Annotated in this window: 6 protein-coding genes; all 6 read right to left on the bottom strand. The window is 74.6% G+C overall.

Annotated elements, in window-relative coordinates; translation table 11 throughout:
* Nucleotides 1-105: ferredoxin (locus tag AOK22_RS43690; RefSeq protein WP_167357841.1), on the bottom strand; the 105-nt coding region annotated here is incomplete at its 3' end.
* Nucleotides 106-166: 61 nt separating this feature from the next.
* Nucleotides 167-1,369 carry a cytochrome P450 gene (locus AOK22_RS10070; protein WP_055698242.1) on the bottom strand — a complete coding sequence of 401 codons (1,203 nt, stop codon included), beginning with the start codon at nt 1,367-1,369 and terminating at the stop codon, nt 167-169.
* A gap of 13 nt (nt 1,370-1,382) precedes the next feature.
* Nucleotides 1,383-2,495: a cytochrome P450 gene (locus tag AOK22_RS10065; protein ID WP_055698241.1), complete on the bottom strand. Its 1,113-nt coding sequence runs from the start codon at nt 2,493-2,495 to the stop codon at nt 1,383-1,385.
* A gap of 34 nt (nt 2,496-2,529) precedes the next feature.
* A complete protein-coding gene (locus AOK22_RS10060) occupies nt 2,530-3,732 on the bottom strand; it encodes a cytochrome P450 (RefSeq protein WP_055698240.1) in 1,203 nt (400 codons plus the stop codon).
* Between the two features lie 73 nt (nt 3,733-3,805).
* On the bottom strand, nt 3,806-15,013 hold the full coding sequence (locus AOK22_RS42595) for an amino acid adenylation domain-containing protein (protein WP_079036467.1): 11,208 nt from the start codon (nt 15,011-15,013) through the stop codon (nt 3,806-3,808).
* Nucleotides 15,014-15,079: 66 nt separating this feature from the next.
* On the bottom strand, nt 15,080-18,145 hold a 3,066-nt coding region (locus tag AOK22_RS10050), incomplete at its 5' end, for a non-ribosomal peptide synthetase (RefSeq protein WP_157872207.1).

Here is an 18,145-nt window from a genome sequence, read left to right as displayed (position 1 = left end):
GAGCAGCACCTTGCCGTCGTCCTCCGACTGGTCGAAGACGGCGGGCACAACGCTCATGCACAGGCCCGATCCGGCGCACCGGTCACGGTCCACCCGTATCTCCATCCCCCTCGCCCTCCCGTTCCCCTACCGGTTCCGTGTCCCCCTGTCGTGTCGCTCCCCGCCCTCACCACAGGACGGGCAGCCGCTCCACTCCGTACGCGGTCGACCGGTCGCGGAACCGCACGTCCTCGGCGGGCACCGCGAGGCGCAGGCCGGGGAAGCGGGCGAGCAACTGGCCGTATCCGATGCTCAGTTCCATGCGGGCGAGCGCCGCGCCCAGGCAGTGGTGGATGCCGTGGCCGAAGGCGACGTGCGGCACGGGCTCGCGGGTGACGTCCAGCCGGTCGGGGTCGCCGAGGAGCGCCGGGTCGCGGTTGGCCATGGGGATCGAGCAGACGAGGGTGTCGCCGGCCCTGATCACCTTCCCGCCGAGCGTCATGTCCTCCAGCGCGGTGCGGGGCGTGGGGGCGTGCGGCACCGACAGATAGCGCAGGAGCTCCTCGATCGCCCGGTCCAGGGCCGCGGGATCGTCGCGGACCAGGGCGAGTTGACCGGGATTCTCCAGGAGTGCCAGCGCGCCGAGGCCCAGCATCCCGGAGATGTTGTCGAGCCCCGCGAGCATCAGCAGGACGCAGATGCCCCGCAGCTCCTTGTCGGTGAACTCGTCGCCGTGATCGCGGACCAGCATGCCGAGGAAGCCCTCGTCGGGGTTCCTGCGCTGCCGGGACACCAGCGCGGCGAGGTAGCGGGTGAACGCCGTTCCCGCGGCGGCCCGTTCCCCGCGCGCCCTGCCGGTCTCCAGGTGGGCGTGGCAGCGGCGCAGGAACTCGTCGCGGTCGTCGCGCGGCACGCCGATCAGCTCGCACAGCACAGGACCGGGGACGGTGTTGGCGAACAGCTCCACCAGGTCGGCGGGCGGGCCCGCGCGTTCGACCGCGTCGAGGCGTTCGCTCACGATCGCCTCGATCCCCGGCCGGAGTCTGCGCATGCGCCGGACGGTGAACTCGGGGGTGAGCATCTTGCGCAGCCGGGTGTGCTCGGGCGGGTCGTAGTCCATGAGCAGCCCGATGCCGTCGTCGGGCCGCTCGGCGCTCCGGCCGCCCGGGGTCCGCGCGCCGAAGCGGCTGGTGGAGAACCGCACCTGGTCGCCGAGGACCTGGCGGACCTCGTCGTAGCCGGTGACCAGCCACAGCGGCCGCTCTCCGGCGCCGGGCGCGAGCCGCACCCGGGTGACGGGCCCGTCGGCGGCCAGCCCGCGCAGTTCGTCGGCCGGGTCGAAGCGGGTGCGCCGGGTGTGCGGGGGGAGCTGCGACGTCTCGTGCGCCATGTCCGCCGCTCCCCTACCAGGCCACCGGCAGCGTCTCCACGGACTTCGCCGTGAAGCGCAGCTCGTCGCGCGGCACCGCGAGCCGCACCTTCGGGAAGCGCCGCAGCAGCCCCGAGAGGGCGACGCTCAGCTCCATGCGGGCCAGGGACGCGCCCAGGCAGTAGTGGAGGCCGTGCCCGAACGCCATGTGACCGCTGTTGTCGCGGGTGATGTCGAGGGTGTCCTGCGGCTCTCCGGGCAGCCGGGTGCCGTTGGCCTCCAGGAGAGAACACGCCACGAACTCACCGGACTTGATGGTGTGCTCGCCGATGGTCACGTCCTCCTTGGCGGTGCGCGGCGAGGCGTGCGGGATGATCGTCACGCTGCGGATGACCTCCTCCACCGCGTGGTCCATCAGGTCGGGCCGCTCGATGAGCAGGGCGAGCTGGTCCGGGTTCTCCAGGAGTCCGACGAGGCCGAGACCGAGGGTGCCGCCGGTGATCGGGATCAGTGAGGCCAGCAGCGTCGCGGCGGTGCCGGTCAGCTCGCCCTCGGTGAGGTTCGCCCCGTGCTTGCGGATGAGCCTGCCCAGCAGGTCGTCGCCGGGGTTGCGGCGCTTCTGCCGCATGAGCTTGCCGAGGTACACGAGGTAGGCGGTGCCCGCCAGGTCGCGCTGCCCCCGGTCGGGGTTGTCGACGCGGTTGGTGTCGAGGTGGCGGGCCAGTTCGGCCTGGTCGTCCCGCGGGATGCCGAGCATCGCGCAGCCGATCAGGCTGGTGGTGGGCCACACGAAGTGCTGGACGAGGTCGACGGGCTGCCCGGCGCCCTCGATCGCGTCGAGGCGTTCCCTCACGATGTCCTCGACGAGCGGTTCGAGGGCGCGGACCCGGCGGAGCGTGAACTCCGCCGTCAGCATCCTGCGCAGCCGGGTGTGCTCGGGCGGGTCGTACTGCAGGAGGTTGCCGGGCTGCAGGAGACGGCGGGAGGCCTCGGCGCTGTCGGCCGGCGGCATGGTGCTGAACCGGTCGTCGCTGAGGATCGTCCGCACCTCGTCGTAGCCGTTGGCGATCCAGGCACGGTCCGTGGTCCCCGGCACGACGGTCTCGACGAGCGGCGCTTGGTCGGGGTCCTTCAACGGCTTGGGCATGGACGCTCGTCCTTTCTCGTACGTGTCCGGTGATTCACCAGGCCACCGGCAGCTCGTCCACCCCGTAGTTGGGGGTCCAGGTCCGGTACCTGAGCTGTTCGGCCGGCACGGCGAGCCGCAGCCCGGGGAACCTGCGCAGCAGCGCCGGCAGCCCGATCCGCAGCTCCAGCCTGGCCAGCGAGGCGCCCAGGCAGTGGTGGATGCCGTGCCCGAAGGCCACATGGCCGCTGCTGTCGCGGGTGATGTCGAGGGTGTCCTGCGACACGCCCGGCAGCCCGGCCCGGTTGACCGCGAGCATGGAGCACATCACCAACTCGCCCCGGCGGATGGTGTACCCGCCGACCTTCACGTCCTTGAGGGCGTAGCGCGGAATGGCGTTGGGCACCGACGAGACGTAGCGCAGCAGCTCCTCGATCGCCCGGTCGGTCAGCTCGGGCCGCTCCAGGAAGAGGGCGAGCTGGTCGGGGTACTGGAGGAGCGCGAGGGGCGCGAGGGCCAGCATCCCGCCGACGTTCTCGATGCTGGACCCCAGCAGCGTCGCGGCGGTGCCCGTCAGCTCCTCGTCGGTGATGCTGGTGCCGTGGTCACGGATCAGCATGCCCAGCAGGTCGTCGCCGGGGTCGCGGCGCTTCTGCCGGACGAGCCTGCGCATGTACGTGACGTAGGCGTTGCCCGCCGCGCGCTGCCGCTCCCGCTCGCGGGGGTCGGTGCGCTGGTCGCCCGCGGCCTGGCGGCTGGAGCTGAAGTTGCGCGCCAGGTCGGCCGCGTCGTCGCGGGGCACGCCCAGCAGGGCGCAGCCGACCAGGCCGGGGACGGGCAGGGCGAAGGTGCGCATGAGGTCGGCGGGTTGCCCGGCGCTCTCCAGGGCGTCCAGGCAGTCCGCGACGATCTCCGCGACGAAGGGTTCGAGCCGGCGGATCCGCCGCACCGTGAACTCGGGCGCCAGCATCTTGCGCAGCCGGGTGTGGTCCGGCGGGTCGTACTGGAGGAGATTGCCGATCTCGACGTGTCCGGCGGCGGTGTTCATCTGGGTGGGCGGCGGCAGCATGCTGAAGCTGTCGTCGCTGAGGACCGCCCGTACCTCGTCGTAGCCGGTGGCCAGCCAGTGCCAGCCGGAGAAGGGTCCGGCGGCATCGACCTGGACGAGCGGTGACTCGGTGGTGATCCGGGCCAGTTCGGGCAGGGGCTCGATGCCGTTCCGGCGCGTGTGCGCGGCGGTCTGCAGTCGCTTGGGCATTCAGGGGTTCCTCTCGCCATCCGTGGTCCGCGTCCGGGGCGGGCCCGGCGTCACTGTCCGGGGCATGTCGGACTCACTCCTCACCGGTGTCGTCGGCGGCTTCGGTGTCCTCGCCGGCCAGCAGCTTCGCCGTGAGGACGCGCGCGATGTCCGAGGACGGGCCGGGCTGGAGCATCGTGAAGTGCGTCGCGGCGATCTCGTGCGCGTCGACGGTCCCCTCGACGTAGGGCTTCCAGCTCTCCCGCGCGACCGACACCGGCAGCCCCTCGGGCCGCTCCTGGGCGGCGAGGAACAGGGTCAGGTCGCCCCGGGAGCGGCGCGGCGTGTGCTGCGGCGTGATGCGTCCCAGGTTCTCGATGACGTCCCGCATGTTCGACTTCAGGCCTTCGTCCATGCCCGTGCCGACGTCCTGCCCGGACGGCAGCCGCAGGTCGTCCATGGGGGTGGCGTCGTCGGCCTGTCCCGCCTCGGGCTGACGGTAGTCCGCGCCGCCGGTCCCCTCGGGGTAGCCGTCGATCACACCGAGCAGCCGCACCTCCTCGCCCTGCTCCTCGAACCGGGTGGCGACCGCCTGGGCGACCAGGCCGCCGAGCGACCAGCCGAGCAGGTGGTAGGGGCCGGCCGGCTGGACGGTCCTGATCTGCTCGACGTAGTCGGCGGCCATCTCCTCCAGGCTCTGCGGCATCGGCTCCGGTTCGGCGAGCCCGCGGGCCTGCACGCCGTACATGGGCAGGTCCTGCGGCAGGTGCCGCAGCAGGGCGGCGTACGCCCAGCTCAGTCCCGTACCGGTGTGGATGCAGAACAGCGGCGGGCGGCTGCCCGTCGGGCGCAGCGGCAGCATGATCTCCAGGTCGCCGTGGTCCGTCCCCGCTCGGCGCCCCGGCCGGGTGCTCGCGGCGCCGAGGCTCTTGCCGCGCAGGGCGAGCAGGCCGGTGGCCGTACGCCGGGCGCGCTCGCCGGTGCGCAGCATCCGCTCTCCCCCGGTCCCGAAGGGGCAGGCGACGAACCGCTGCCCGGTCGGGGCCGGACTCTCCGCGTAGCCCCGCGCGAGCACGGACCCCGCGAGGTAGAGGTCGCCGGTACCGCCCGGCGGGACCGGGCGCAGGAAGTCGTCCAGGACGAAGGCGCGGGTGCCCGGCAGCGGTCGTCCCGCGGGGGCCTCGGCGGGCAGGGGCACGCCGGGTGCGCCGTGGTGGCCGAGCCAGGCGCCCGCGGTCTCCGCGGTGCCGTGGACACCGACCAGCGCGGACCGCGGGTGGCGGCCGAGCCAGTCCCGGGTGTCGTCGACGTCCGTCGTCCCGGTGTCGTCGGCCACCGTGACGGCGGCGAACGGCGGCTGTCCGTCGGCCGGTTCGGGGACGGTCGGCAGCAACTCCTGCGTGGTGACGAGGAGGTGGGCGCCGTCGGCCGCGGTCGTGTTCTCGCCGGGCACGGCGAGCCGGACGCCGCCGCCCTCGCACAGGGCGGCCAGGAGCGGTGTCACGAGGGCGGTGACGGGGGCGCGTACGTCCAGGACGGTCACGCCGTCCCCGGCGGGTGCGACGCGCATCCGGTGCGCGGTCTGGCCGAGCAGGGTGCGGTGCTCGACGACCGCACCCACGACGGCGCCCTCGGCGCCGGGCGCGGTGGCACCGAGCACGAGCGCCGCGTGGCCGGGCAGGGGCAGCCGTGCGCCGGCTCCGTTCGCCGCCGACGCGCCGCTCGCCGCGACCGCGTGCGGGTCCTCGACCAGCAGCATCGGCACGGTGATGCCGTCGGACAGGAGCGGCGCCATGCCGACGTCGCAGACCAGCAGGGCCGGGGTGGCCCGGCGCAGGCTGGAGGCGATGTCCTCCATGGGCTTGTTCGGGTCGGCGAACAGGCAGGCGGCGCCCGCCCTGAGCACGCCGAGCAGCGCGACGACGAGTGCCGCGGTGGGCGGCAGGGCCACGAGGACGACGTCCTCCGCGCCGACACCCCGTTCGGTCAGCCGGCGGGCGAGCCGTGCGGACGCCACGTCCAGCTGGCCGTGGGTGAGCGTGCCGTAGTCGTCGGTGACGGCCACCGCGTCCGGGTGGAGCGCGGCCCGCTCGGCGAGGAGCGAGACGACGGTGCCGTCGGTCACCTCGGCGACCATGCCGTCCGTGTCGTCCCACGCCTCCAGCGCGTGGCGGCGCTCGTCCGCGTCGAGGAGGAGCTCGATCTCGCTGAGGCGCAGCCCCGGGTCGGCGGCGACCTGTTCGAGGACGCGGACGAACCGGCGCGCGAGCGCGGTGACGGTGGACCGGTCGAACAGCTCGGCCGCGTAGCGGATGGCACCGTCGACGCCGCTCGGGCGGCCCTCGACCCCGTGCCGTTCGGTGAGGCCGATCGACAGGTCGAGGTCGCCGGCGGGCGTCCCCACGGGCAGGCGGGTGGTGCTCAGGCCGGGCAGCTCCGGCGACTCCCACACCTCGGCGGCGTCGCCGTGCACTTCGAGCAGGACCTGGAACACGGGGTGCCGGGTCGCGGAGGGCGGCACGGCGAGGGCGTCCACGAGGCGCGCGAACGGCACGTCCGGGTTCTGCACCGCCCGTTGGTACGTGTCGCGCGCCCGGCCCAGGAGTTCACGGAACGTGGGGTCGCCGGAGACGTCGGTGCGCAGGGCCAGCGGGTCGGCGAAGGGGCCGACCAGGCCGTCCAGGTCGCCTTCCTCGTCGCGCAGCGGCAGCACCGTGCCGAGGGTGACGTCGGGTCCCGCGCCGAGCCCCGAGAGGAGCAGGGAGAGCGCGGCCTGGAGGACCATGAAGAGCGTCGCTCCGTCCGCCTCGGCGGCCTCCATCAGCCGGGAGTGCGTGTCGCCGTCGACGACCAGGGGGACCTCGTCGGCCCGGTGCGTGGCGACCGGGGGCCGCGGCCTGTCGGCCGGCAGCTCCAGCTCCGCGCCCAGGTCGGCGAGGGCCTTCTTCCAGAAGGCGAACTGCTCGCCGATGAGGCTGTCGGGGTCCTGCTGGTCCTGGAGCATCTCGCGTTCCCACAGCGCGTAGTCGGCGAACTGCAGGGGCAGCGGGGCCCGTTCGGGGGTCCGGCCCTCGCGGCGCGCTCCGTAGGCCGCCGCCAGGTCGCGGACCAGGACGATGAGCGAGGTGTCGTCCGCCGCGATCCGGTGCACGACCATCAGCAGGACGTGTTCGGTCTCCGAGAGCGCGAACAGCCGGCTCGTCCAGGGCGTCTCCCGGGCGAGGTCGAACTCGTGTCCCGCGTGGTCGGTCAGCAGCCCCGGCAGGCTCTCCTCGGTCGCCGGTGTCACCGGCAGCGCGGGCCGGGCCCCGTCGAGGTCCAGGACGCGCTGGCACACCTCGTCGCGGTCGGTGGCGGCGAAGACCGAGCGCAGGATGTCGTGGCGTGCCGCGACGTCGCCCAGGGCCGCCTCCAGCGCGACGCGGTCGAGCCTGCCGTTGAGGCGCAGCGCGACGGAGGTCCGCCGGGCCGCCGAGCCGGGGCTCTCCTGTTCGAGCCGCCAGGTGCGGGTCTGGGCCGCCGTGGCGGGGATGTCGTCGGGGTGGTCGACGGGCCGCAGCTCCGGGAGTTCCTTGGAGGTCAGCAGCCGCGCGACGCCGAGCGGCGTGGAGGCGCCGAAGAAGCGCCGCATGCTCAGCTCGATGCCGAACTCCTCGCGGACCCGCGCGGCAAGGCGCATCGCGAGCCCGGAGTCACCGCCCAGGTCGAAGAAGTTGTCGTCGATGCCGACCCGTTCGAGGTCGAGGATCTCCGCGAAGAGCGCGCAGAGCCTGGCCTGGGTCTCGTTCTCCGGTTCGCGTCCGGAGACCCGGCCCGCGAAGTCCGGCGCGGGCAGCGCCCTGCGGTTGACCTTGCCGTTGCGGGTGAGCGGCAGCTTGTCGAGGACCACGACGGCGACGGGGACCATGTAGTCCGGCAGCACGCCGGCCAGATGCTCGCGCACCGCGTCGACGTCCACGTCGGTGTCCTCGGTGTCCGGCACGACGTAGCCGATCAGGCGTCGCTCCCCCGGCCGGTCCTCGCGCACGATGGCCACGGCCTGCCGGACCGCCGGGTGCGAGGCGAGCACCGCCTCGACCTCGCCCAGCTCCACGCGGAACCCGCGGATCTTCACCTGGTCGTCGGCCCGCCCCGCGAACAGCAGCTGCCCGTCGACGGTCCACCGGGCCAGGTCACCCGTCCGGTACATGCGGCCGCCCGCGCTGAACGGGCACGCCACGAACCGCTCGGCCGTCAGGTCGGGCCGCCCCACGTACCCCCGTGCCACACCGGCACCGGCGATGTGGACCTCGCCGACCACGCCGGGCGCCACGGGGCGCAGGAAGGAGTCCAGGACGTACGTGCGTACGTTGCCCAACGGGCTGCCGATCGGCGGCGGTTGGTGCTCCGACCTGATGTCGGCGTCCACCGGTCCCGCGGTGGCCATGACGGTCGCCTCGGTCGGGCCGTAGGTGTTCCAGACCGTGGCCTGGGGCGTCCAGCGGCTCGCCAGGTCGGCGGTCAGGAGCTCCGCGCCGAGCACCCAGGTGCCCACGCCGGTCACGTCGTCGGCGTCCAGCAGCCCCAGGAGGGAGGGCACGACGCTCGCCGTGCTCACGCCCGCGGCTTCGATCATCTCCGCCAGGGCGCCGGGTTCGGCGCGCTCCTGACCGGACGCGATGGCCAGGGTGCCGCCGGCGGCGAGGGTGACGGCCACGTCCAGGACGGCCGCGTCGAAGCTGAACGACGCGAACTGCAACACGGTCACCCCCTCGGCGACCCCGAGGGCGGGCCGCATGACCTCGGCCAGGTTCGCCACGCCGCCGTGGGCCACGGCCACCCCCTTGGGACGGCCCGTCGACCCGGACGTGTAGATCACGTACGCCAGTTGGTCCGGGAGCGTCCGTGTGCCCAGCGGTGCGGCGGACTCGGCCGCCAGCGCCTCCTCGGTCTCCGCCGCGTCCAGGAGGACGACGCGCGCCGCACCCACCGGGACGTCGGCCAGCGACTCACCCGCGCCGAGGACCACGTCCGCGCCGCTGTCGGCGAGCACGTACCCGAGGCGGTCGGCCGGGTACTCCGGGTCGAGCGGCACGAACGCGCCGCCCGCCTTCCACACCGCCAGCTCGCCCAGGACCATGTCCACTCCGCGCGGCAGGCACAGGCCCACCCGCGCCTCACGGCCGACGCCCAGAGCACGGAGGTGCCGGGCCAGCCGGTTCGCCCGCTCGTCCAGCTCGCCGTACGACACGGCGTCGTCGCCGCAGCGCACGGCCATGGCGTCGGGGGCCCGGCGCGCCCGCTCCTCGAAGAGCTCGGGCAGCAGGCCGTCCGGGACACTCGCCGTCGTCGCGTTCCAGGCCTCGGTCACCAGCGCGCGCTCCGCGTCGGCCGACAGCTCGATGCCGCTGACGGGGAGCCGGGGGTCGGCCGCCATCTGCCGCAGCGCCCGCAGCAGCCGGTCGAGCAGGGCACGGGCCGTCCGCTCGTCGAAGATGTCCGAGCGGTAGGTCAGCCGCATCCGCAGGCCGCCGAGCGGGTCCACGACGAGACCGAGCGGATAGTTGATGGACTCGCGCATCCCGGCCTCGGTGAACCGCAGTCCGGCGGGCTCGGCCTCCCGGCTGCCCTCGCCGGACCGCGCCGGCGCGTCCGTCCCGGAGGGGAAGCTCTCGAACGCCATGAGGGAGTCGAAGGTCGCGCCCGGTCCTGCGGTCCGCTGGATGTCGCCCAGGCTCAGGTACTGGTGGTCCATCAGCGCCGACTGGCGGGCCTGGACGTCCGCGAGGACGTCGGCGACGGACTGCGGGGCGTCGAACCGCACCCGTACGGGCACGGTGTTGATGAACAGCCCGAGCATGTCCTCCATGCCCGGCAGGTCCGCGGGCCGGCCCGCCACGGAGGCGCCGAACACCACGTCCTGGCGCCCCGCCAGCTGGCCGATGACCATGGCCCAGGCGGCCTGGACGACGGTGTTGAGCGTGACGTCGTGGGTGCGGGTCAGCTCGCCGAGCGCGGCGTCGAGCGCGGGGCCCGCCACGGCGAAGACCTCCTCGGAGTCGCCGTCCGGCGCGACCGTCGTGCCCGGTGTGATGGGCACGACCAGGGTCGGCTCGTCGGCACCGGCCAGCTCCTCGCGCCAGGCCTCCTGCGCCGCCTCCTTGTCCTGCCGCCCCAGCCAGGCCAGATAGTCCCGGTAGGGGGTCACCGCGGGCAGCCCGGCGGCGGCGCCGCCGGCTTCGTAGCAGGCCCACAGCTCGCGCCGCAGGACCGGCAGCGACCAGCCGTCGAGGACGATGTGGTGCAGCGTCACCATCATCCGGTGGCGGTTCTCGCCCGTCTTGACGAGCAGCACCTTCAGAAGTGGCGGCTTGGCCAGGTCGAAGCCCTTGTCGCGCTCCTCCTTGCCGATGCGCTCCGACTCCTCCCAGGCGGCCTCCTCGTCGAGGCCGGACAGGTCCTCCTCGCGCCACGGCAGGACGGCCTTCGGCATGACGATCTGGACGGCCTGCCCGGATCCGGCCACCTGCCGGAAGCCGACGCGGAGGCTGGCGTGCCGGTCGAGGACGGACTGCCAGGAGGCGCGCAGGACGTCGGTGTCCAGCTCCCCCTCCAGGCCGAGGATCATCTGCTCGACGTACACGTCCGGGCCCTGGTCCGCGAACATCGAGTGGAAGAGCAGGCCTTCCTGGAGCGGCGAGAGCGGCCAGATGTCGGCCAGGCCGGGCGCCGCGTTCTCCAGCTTCTCCACCTGCTGCTGGGTGAGCGCGACCAGCGGGAAGTCGGAGGGGGTGAAGCCGCCCGCGGCGCCGTCGTCCGCGTGGGCGGCCAGACCGGTCAGCATCTCGGCCCAGCCCTCGACCAGGGAGCGTGCCGCCGTCTCGTCCAGGAGGTGCTCGGGGCAGGCCAGGCTCAGCGTGAGCCGCGCTCCCCCGGCGCCTTCGTGGACGGCTCCGACGACCTCCAGGGGGTGGGCGACCGGGAGTCCGGCGTCCGGCTGCCCGGCCGAGGCCGCGCGGTCGTCGTCGGCCGGGGCCCCGGGCACGCGGCCGAGGTAGGTGAAGCCGATCCGGGCGGACGGCAGCGCGGCGAGCTGCGGTGCGGTCTCGTCGTTGAGGTGGCGCAGCAGGCCGTGGCCGAGGCCGTCGCCGGGCACCGCACGCAGTTGTTCCTTGACCCGCTTCACGGCATCGCCCGCGTCCGGGCCGCCGTCGAGGAAGTCCTCGAAGTCGGGGGTGCCCACGTCGAGCCGCACCGGGTGCGTGCCGGTGAACCAGCCGACGGTCCGCGACAGGTCCATGCCCTCGGACAGCTCCACGCGGCCGTGGCCCTCCACGTCCACCAGGAAGCCGCCCTCGGGGTCCGCGCCGTTGCGCCAGCGCGCGACGGCGGCGGCGAGTCCGGTCAGGAGCACGTCGTCGACGCCCGCGTGGTACGCGGCGGGCAGACGGGTCAGCAGGGCCGAGGTGACGTCGGCCGGCAGGGTCGTGGAGAACCGCCGCACGGTGGCGGCGACGTCGCGGGCCGGGTCGGCGGGCTCGGCGGTGAGCTGCGGGTCGGGGCCCTGGAGCAGCTCCGTCCACTGGGCCAGTTCCGCCGTGCGCTCCGCGCTGTTCGCCTGGTCGGCCAGGGCGCGCGCCCAGTGCCGGAACGACGTGGGCACCGGCTCCAGTTCGGGCTTGCGGGCGGCGGCCAGGGCCGCGCACGCCTGCTCGAGGTCGGGCAGCAGGATCCGCCAGGACACCGCGTCGACGACGAGGTGGTCGACGACGAACAGGAGCCGTCCCGCGGTGCCGGGGCCGAGGTCGAGCCAGACGACCTGGAGCATGACGCCGGAGCGCGGGTCGAGCCGCTCCACCGCCTCCCTGGTCTGTTCGGCGATCGTGCGGGGCAGTTCGTCGGCGGGCACGGAGGCCGCGTCGACGCGGCGCACCCACGCCCCGGCCGGGGCGGTACCGGGGCCTGACACGACGAGCCGGGGCGGCTCCGTCTCCAGGCGTGCGCGCAGGATGTCGTGGTGGTCGACGACCGCGCGCACCGCGTCGGCCAGCGTCTCGGGGCGCAGCCCGGCCGGGGCCTCGACCACGGCGGACTGGACGACCCTGCCGATGCCGTCGGCGCCGACGCGCCGGAGCAGTTCGTGCATCACCGGGGTCAGCGGGACCTCGCCGGTCCCGGGGTCGCCGGTGGTGGCCGCGCCGTCCGTGGGGGTGGCGACGAGCGCGAGGGCGGCGGGGGTGCGGTGCTCGAAGACCTGGCGCGCGGTGATGGCGAGGCCCGCGCGGCGGGCGCCGGACACCAGCATCATCGACAGGATCGAGTCGCCGCCGAGGGCGAAGAACGAGTCCTCCGCGCCGACGCGTTCGATGCCGAGCGCCTCGGCGAACACGTCGCACAGGACCGCCTCGACGGGCGTGCGCGGGTCCCTGCCGCCGGGGACGGCGTTCTCCGGCGCGGGCAGGGCGGCCCGGTCGAGCTTGCCGTTCACGGTGAGCGGCAGCGCGTCGAGGACGACCACGTCCGCCGGGACCATGTAGTCGGGCAGGCGCGCACCGGCGTACGCGCGCAGCGCCTCGGGGTCGACGGGGCCTTCCGCGGTGTCCACGGCGGGCACGACGTAGGCGACCAGGCGCTTGTCGCCGGGGCCGTCCTCGCGGGCGAGCACCGCCACCTGCGCCACCGTCGTGTGGCCGGTGAGCACCGCCTCGATCTCACCGGGCTCCACGCGGAACCCGCGCAGCTTGACCTGCTCGTCGGCGCGCCCGGCGAACACCAGCTGTCCGTCGTCCGTCCACCGGGCCAGGTCGCCGGTGCGGTACATCCGCCCGGCCGTGCCGAACGGGCAGGCCACGAACCGCTCCGCCGTCAGGTCGGGCCGTCCCGCGTAGCCGCGCGCCACCCCGGGCCCGGCGACGTACAGCTCGCCGGTGACGCCGGGCGGCACCGGCCGCAGGAACCCGTCGAGGACATAGGTGCGCATGTTGGCCAGGGGCCGTCCGACGGGCGGCGGGTCGTCCTGCGCGCCGGTTCCGGAGGCGACCGGGCCGACGGTGGCCATGACGGTCGCCTCGGTGGGGCCGTAGGTGTTCCACACGCGGGTCCGCGCGGTCCACCGGCTCGCGAGGGCGGCGCTCAGCGTCTCGCCGCCGAGCACCCAGTTGCGGATGCCGGGTACGTCGGCCGGGTCCAGGACGCGCAGGACGGACGGCACGACGCTGGCAGCCTCGACGCGCGCGTCGCGGATCATGCCGGTGAGCGCGGCGGGCTCGGTGCGCTCCTCGGCCGAGGCGATGGCGAGGGTGCCGCCGGCGGCGAGGGTGACCGCGATGTCGAGGACGGATCCGTCGAAGCTGAACGACGCGTACTGGAGCATGACCGTGCCGGCGTTCAGGTCGAGCGCGGGGCGCATGGCCTCGGCGAGGTTGGCCACGCCCTGGTGGGCGAGGGCCACGCCCTTGGGACGGCCGGTCGACCCGGACGTGTAGATGACGTAGGCGAGTTGGCCGGGCAGGACGGTCACGTCCGGCGAGGCGGCGGACCGGGCGGCGATCTCGCGTGCGGTCTCCTCGTCGTCCAGATGTACGACGCGCGCGGTGCCGACCGGGACGTCGGCCAGCGTGTGGCCGGTGCCGAGCAGCACGTCCGCGCCGCTGTCGGCGATCACGTAGCCGAGGCGGTCGGCCGGGTAGGCGGGGTCGAGCGGGACGAAGGCGCCGCCCGCCTTCCACACGGCGAGCTCCGCCACGACCATGTCGACGCCGCGCGGCAGGCACAGGCCCACCGTGCGCTCGCGGCCGACGCCCAGCGCGGTCAGGTGCCGGGCGAGGCGGTTCGCGCGCGCCTCCACAGCGGCGTACGACAGGGCGTCGGCGCCGCAGCGCACGGCCACCGTGTCGGGGGTCCGCGCCGCCCACTGCTCGAACGCCGTCACGACCGAGGCCGTCTCCACGGGCTGTTCGGTGGCGTTCCACCGGTCGACCACGTGCGTGCGCTCGGTGGCGTCGAGTACGTCGATGTCGCCGACGCGGGCCGCGGGATCAGCGGCGATCCGCTCCAGGACCCGGACGAAGCGCCGGACGATCGTCTCGGCGGCGTCGCGGTCGAACAGGTCGGGCCGGTAGTCCAGCTTGAAGCGCATCCGGTCGCCGCCGGGCACGGCGACGAGCGTGAGCGGGTAGTGCGAGGCGTCGCGCGAGGCGCCCGCCGGGCTGAGGGTCACGGCGTCGGGGCCGGGGGCGGGGCCCTGCGGCGGCAGGGGGTAGTTCTCGTACAGCACGAGTGTGTCGAAGACGGCCGCGGCGCCCGCGAGCTTCTGGACCTCGGCGAGCCCGACGTGCTGATGCGGTATCAGGTGGCTCTGGCGCTCCTGGAGTTGGGCGAGCAACTCTGCGACCGGCTGCCCGCCGTCGAGGCCCACCCGGACCGGCAGCGTGTTGATGAAGAGGCCGACCATCGACTCGACGCCCGGCAGCTCGGGGGGCCGTCCGGCGACGGTCGAGCCGAACACGACGTCGGTGCGCCCCGCGAGGCGGGCCAGGACCAGCGCCCAGGCACCCTGGACCACCGTGTTCAGGGTGAGCCCGTGGGAGCGCGCCAACTCGGCCAGGGAGTCGGCGAGTTCCTTGGACACGGCGCTGTGGATCTGGTCGGGCAGCAGCGGGGTGCGGCCCGGGTCGGCGGGCGCCACGAGCGTCGAGCCGTCGACTCCGGCGAGCTCCGCCCGCCAGGCGGCCGACGCGGCTTCCTTGTCCTGCCGTCCGAGCCAGGACACGTAGGCGCCGTACGGTGCCACGCGCGGCAGTCCGGCGGTGGTGCCGCCCGCCGCGTACGTCGCCGAGAGCTCCCCCAGCAGGACCGGCATCGACCAACCGTCCAACAGGATGTGATGGAGCGTCATGACGAGGCGGTGGCGCCGCTCGCCGGTCCGTATCAGCAGCAGGCGCAGCAGTGGCGGGACGGCCAGGTCGAAGCGCTCGGCCCGCTCCTGGGCCGCGAGCCGGTCGATCCGCGCCGTCGCCTCGGCCTCCGGCAGCCCGGAGACGTCCGCCTCCTGCCAGGGCAGCGTGACCTCGCGCGGAATGACCTGGACCATGTGGGCGCCGGTGACCGGCCGGAAGCAGGCGCGCAAGGCGGCGTGCCGGGCGAGGAGCGCCTCCCACGACGCCCGCAGCCGATCCGTGTCCAAGGGGCCGTTGACGTCCACTGCCGACTGCACGGTGTAGACGTCCGGGCCCTGGTCGTCGAAGGAGGCGTGGAACAGCATCCCCTCCTGCAACGGCGAGAGGGGCCACACGTCCTCGACGAGGGATCGGGGTCGGGTCATCGTTCTGTCTCCTCACAACGGCTTTGTGCCTGTCGGCTCACAACGTCTGGCGCCCGACGGCGTTGGCTACTCGCCGGCGAATCCGGCTTCGAGTTCGTCGATCTGGTGTTGTGCGAGGTCGAGGAGGCGGAAGTCGGACGGGGTGTGTCCGCCTGCCGTGGGGTCGTCGGTGTGGCCGGCGAGGCCGGCCAGCATCCGCAGCCAGGTGTCGCCGAGCCGCTGCGCGTCGGCCTCCTCCAGCAGCCGACTCGCCCAGCTCAGAGTGATCGTCAGCGCGGGCCCTTCGGCGGTGTCGCGCACCACCGCGGCCGCGTCCAGCACGTGCGTGGCGGGCATGCCCAGGTCGACGGAACCGCCGATCGCGGTCTCGCCGGCCAGCTGCCACGGCCCGACCCGGCCCCCGTCGCCGGGTCCGCCCGCACCGCCGCCCGCCGCGAACCGGCCCAGGTAGTTGAAGCCGATCTGCGCGGCCGGCGCGGCCTCAAGGACCGGACCCGTCACGGGGTTGAGATGGCGCAGCAGTTCATGTCCGAGGCCGTCGCCCGGCACGGCCCGTGCCTGTTCCTTGACGGCCTTCACCAAGCTACCCGCCGCCCCCTCACCGGCCATAGCGCCGTCCAAGTGAGCACCGGAGACGTCCAGCCGGACCGGCCGCACGCTGGTGAACCAGCCGACCGTCCGCAGCAGGTCGACGCCGTCCAGGGGTTCGCGGCCGTGCCCTTCGACGTCGACCAGGAGCCCTTCGGCGGCGCCGGGCCGCCAGTGCCCGACGGCCCCCGCGAGCGTCGCGAGCAGTACGTCGTCGACACCGCAGTGGAAGGCGGCCGGGGTCTTCCCCACCAGGGTGGCGGCCTGCTCGGGCGGCACCTCCCAGGTCCGGTTCCGCAGGGTGCGTACGGTGTCCACGCCGGGGTTCAGCTCGCGGTGTCCGAGCGGCCGCCGCGGCGTGCCCAACAGGGCCAGCCAGTCGTCCAGTTCGGCGGTCCGCCGTTCGCCGGTGGCCTGGGCCGTCAGCAGTTCCGCCCAGCGCCGGAAGGAGGTCCCCACCGGCTCCAGTTCCGGCGCGCGCCCGGCGGCCGCGGCCTCGCAGGCCGCCCGCAGGTCGGGCACCAGGAGCCGCCAGGACACCCCGTCGACCACCATGTGGTGCGCCACGAGCACGACACGGCCCGTGCGTCCGGGACCCGCGTCGACCCAGACGGCCTGGACGAGCACGCCGGCGGCCGGGTCCAGGCGGGTGACGGCCTCGCGCGCCGCCCGTCCCGCGATCTCGTCCAGGGAGGCGTCGCCGTCCGCGTGGGCCGCGTCGACGCGGACGACGAGGCTGTGGGCGTCCACCGTGCCCGGCCCGCCGACGACCAGTTTCGGTTCGCCGGGGACCGTGCGGGCCCGCAGCATGTCGTGCGTGTCGAGCACGGCGCCGAGCCCGGCGGCCAGGACGTCCAGGCCGAGCGCGGCCGGGGCGCCGAGGACCACCCACTGCGCGAACCCGGGGCGCGCCGCCCGTTCGCCGAGCGCCCGCATCACGGGCGTCCAGGGCACCTCGCCGACACCGACGTCGTCGACGGCGGCCTCGGTGTCGGCGGCCTGCGCGACCGTCGCCAGGCGCTCGGGGGTCTTCTCCTCGAACACCTGCCGGGACGTCAGGAGCAGCCCGGCCCTGCGCGCCCGGGAGGCGAGCTGCATCGACATGATCGAGTCGCCGCCCAGCTCGAAGAAGCCGTCCGTGACGCCGACCCGCTCCAGGCCGAGGACCTCGGCGAACAGCGCGCACAGGACCCGCTCGGTCGCCGTGCGCGGCGCGGCCCCGACGACCCGCCCGGTGAGGTCGGGCGCGGGCAGCGCGGCCCGGTCGACCTTGCCGTTGGGGGTCAGCGGCAGCCGGTCGAGCGGCACACAGACCGCGGGCACCATGTGGTCGGGCAGCCGCTCGCGTACGTACGCGGGGAGCGCGGCGGCGAGTCCGGCCGCGGTCCCGTCTTCGGTGGCGGCCGTGTCGGCGGTCCGCCGTGCGGGGTCCGGGACGACGTAGGCGACGAGGCGGCTGCCGTCGGCGCGGTCCTGGCGGGCGACGACCACGGCCTGCACGACGTCCGGGTGCGCCGTCAGGACCGCCTCGATCTCGCCGGGCTCGATGCGGTGCCCGCGGACCTTGATCTGGTCGTCGGCGCGGCCGACGAAGAGCAGTTCGCCCTCGCGTGTCCACCGCGCCACGTCCCCGGTGCGGTACATCCGCTCGCCCGCCCCGAACGGACAGGCCACGAACCGCTCGGCCGACAGCCCGGCGCGCCCCAGGTAGCCGCGCGCGAGCCCGGCGCCGGCGACGTACAGCTCCCCGGCCACGCCGGGCGGCGCGGGCAGCAGGAACTCGTCCAGGACGAACACCCGTACGTTCGCCATGGGCCGTCCCAGCGGCACCGTGTCCCGGCCGGGCGCCAGCGGCTCGCTCATCGCGGCGCACACCGTCGTCTCGGTGGGCCCGTAGGCGTTCACCATGCGCCGTCCGCGTGCCAGGCGGCCGACGAGCCCCGGCGGGCAGGCCTCGCCCGCCACGACCAGGGTCTCCAGCGCCGACGGCAGCCCGTCCTCGGCCGCCAGGACGCTCGGCGGCACGGTCACGTGGCTCGCCCCCGACCGGCGCAGTGCCTCGTCGAGCGACACGCGCGGCGGCAGGTCGTCGGGGCCCGCCACGACGAGCGCGCCGCCGGACAGGAACGCCATGCAGAGTTCGGAGACCGCCGCGTCGAAGCTCAGCGACGCGAACTGCAGCACCCGCGACGTCGCCCGCACGCCGAAGCGGTCGATCTGTGCCCGCGCGAGGTTCCCGAGACCCGCGTGGGTGACCACGACACCCTTGGGTGTGCCCGTCGACCCCGAGGTGTGGATGACGTACGCGGCGTGGGCCGCCGCCAGCGGCACCGCCCGCTCGTCGTCGCGCACCGGGCCGCCGTCGTGGCGCCGCACCGCGTCGGCCGTGCGCGGGTCGTCCGTGACGACGACCGGGCCGGTGAATCCGGCGGGCACGGCGCCCCTGGACCGCGCGGTGCAGACGACGACCGCCGGGTCCGTGTCGGCGAGGACGTAGGCGACGCGCTCGGCCGGGTATCCGGCGTCCACCGGCACGAACACACC

Origin of the sequence: Streptomyces silaceus (genome assembly GCF_001419745.1) — a bacterium.
GTDB lineage: Bacteria > Actinomycetota > Actinomycetes > Streptomycetales > Streptomycetaceae > Streptomyces > Streptomyces silaceus.
Note: the sequence above shows the minus strand (reverse complement) of the source record. Positions and strands in the feature narration are given on the sequence as shown.

What these genes read in the sequence shown, in the direction of transcription:
- AOK22_RS10070 (WP_055698242.1), bottom strand. Translation starts at nt 1,369, where the DNA reads ATGGCGCACGAGACGTCGCAGCTCCCCCCGCACACCCGGCGCACCCGC.
- AOK22_RS10065 (WP_055698241.1), bottom strand. Translation starts at nt 2,495, where the DNA reads ATGCCCAAGCCGTTGAAGGACCCCGACCAAGCGCCGCTCGTCGAGACC.
- AOK22_RS10060 (WP_055698240.1), bottom strand. Translation starts at nt 3,732, where the DNA reads ATGCCCAAGCGACTGCAGACCGCCGCGCACACGCGCCGGAACGGCATC.
- AOK22_RS42595 (WP_079036467.1), bottom strand. Translation starts at nt 15,013, where the DNA reads ATGACCCGACCCCGATCCCTCGTCGAGGACGTGTGGCCCCTCTCGCCG.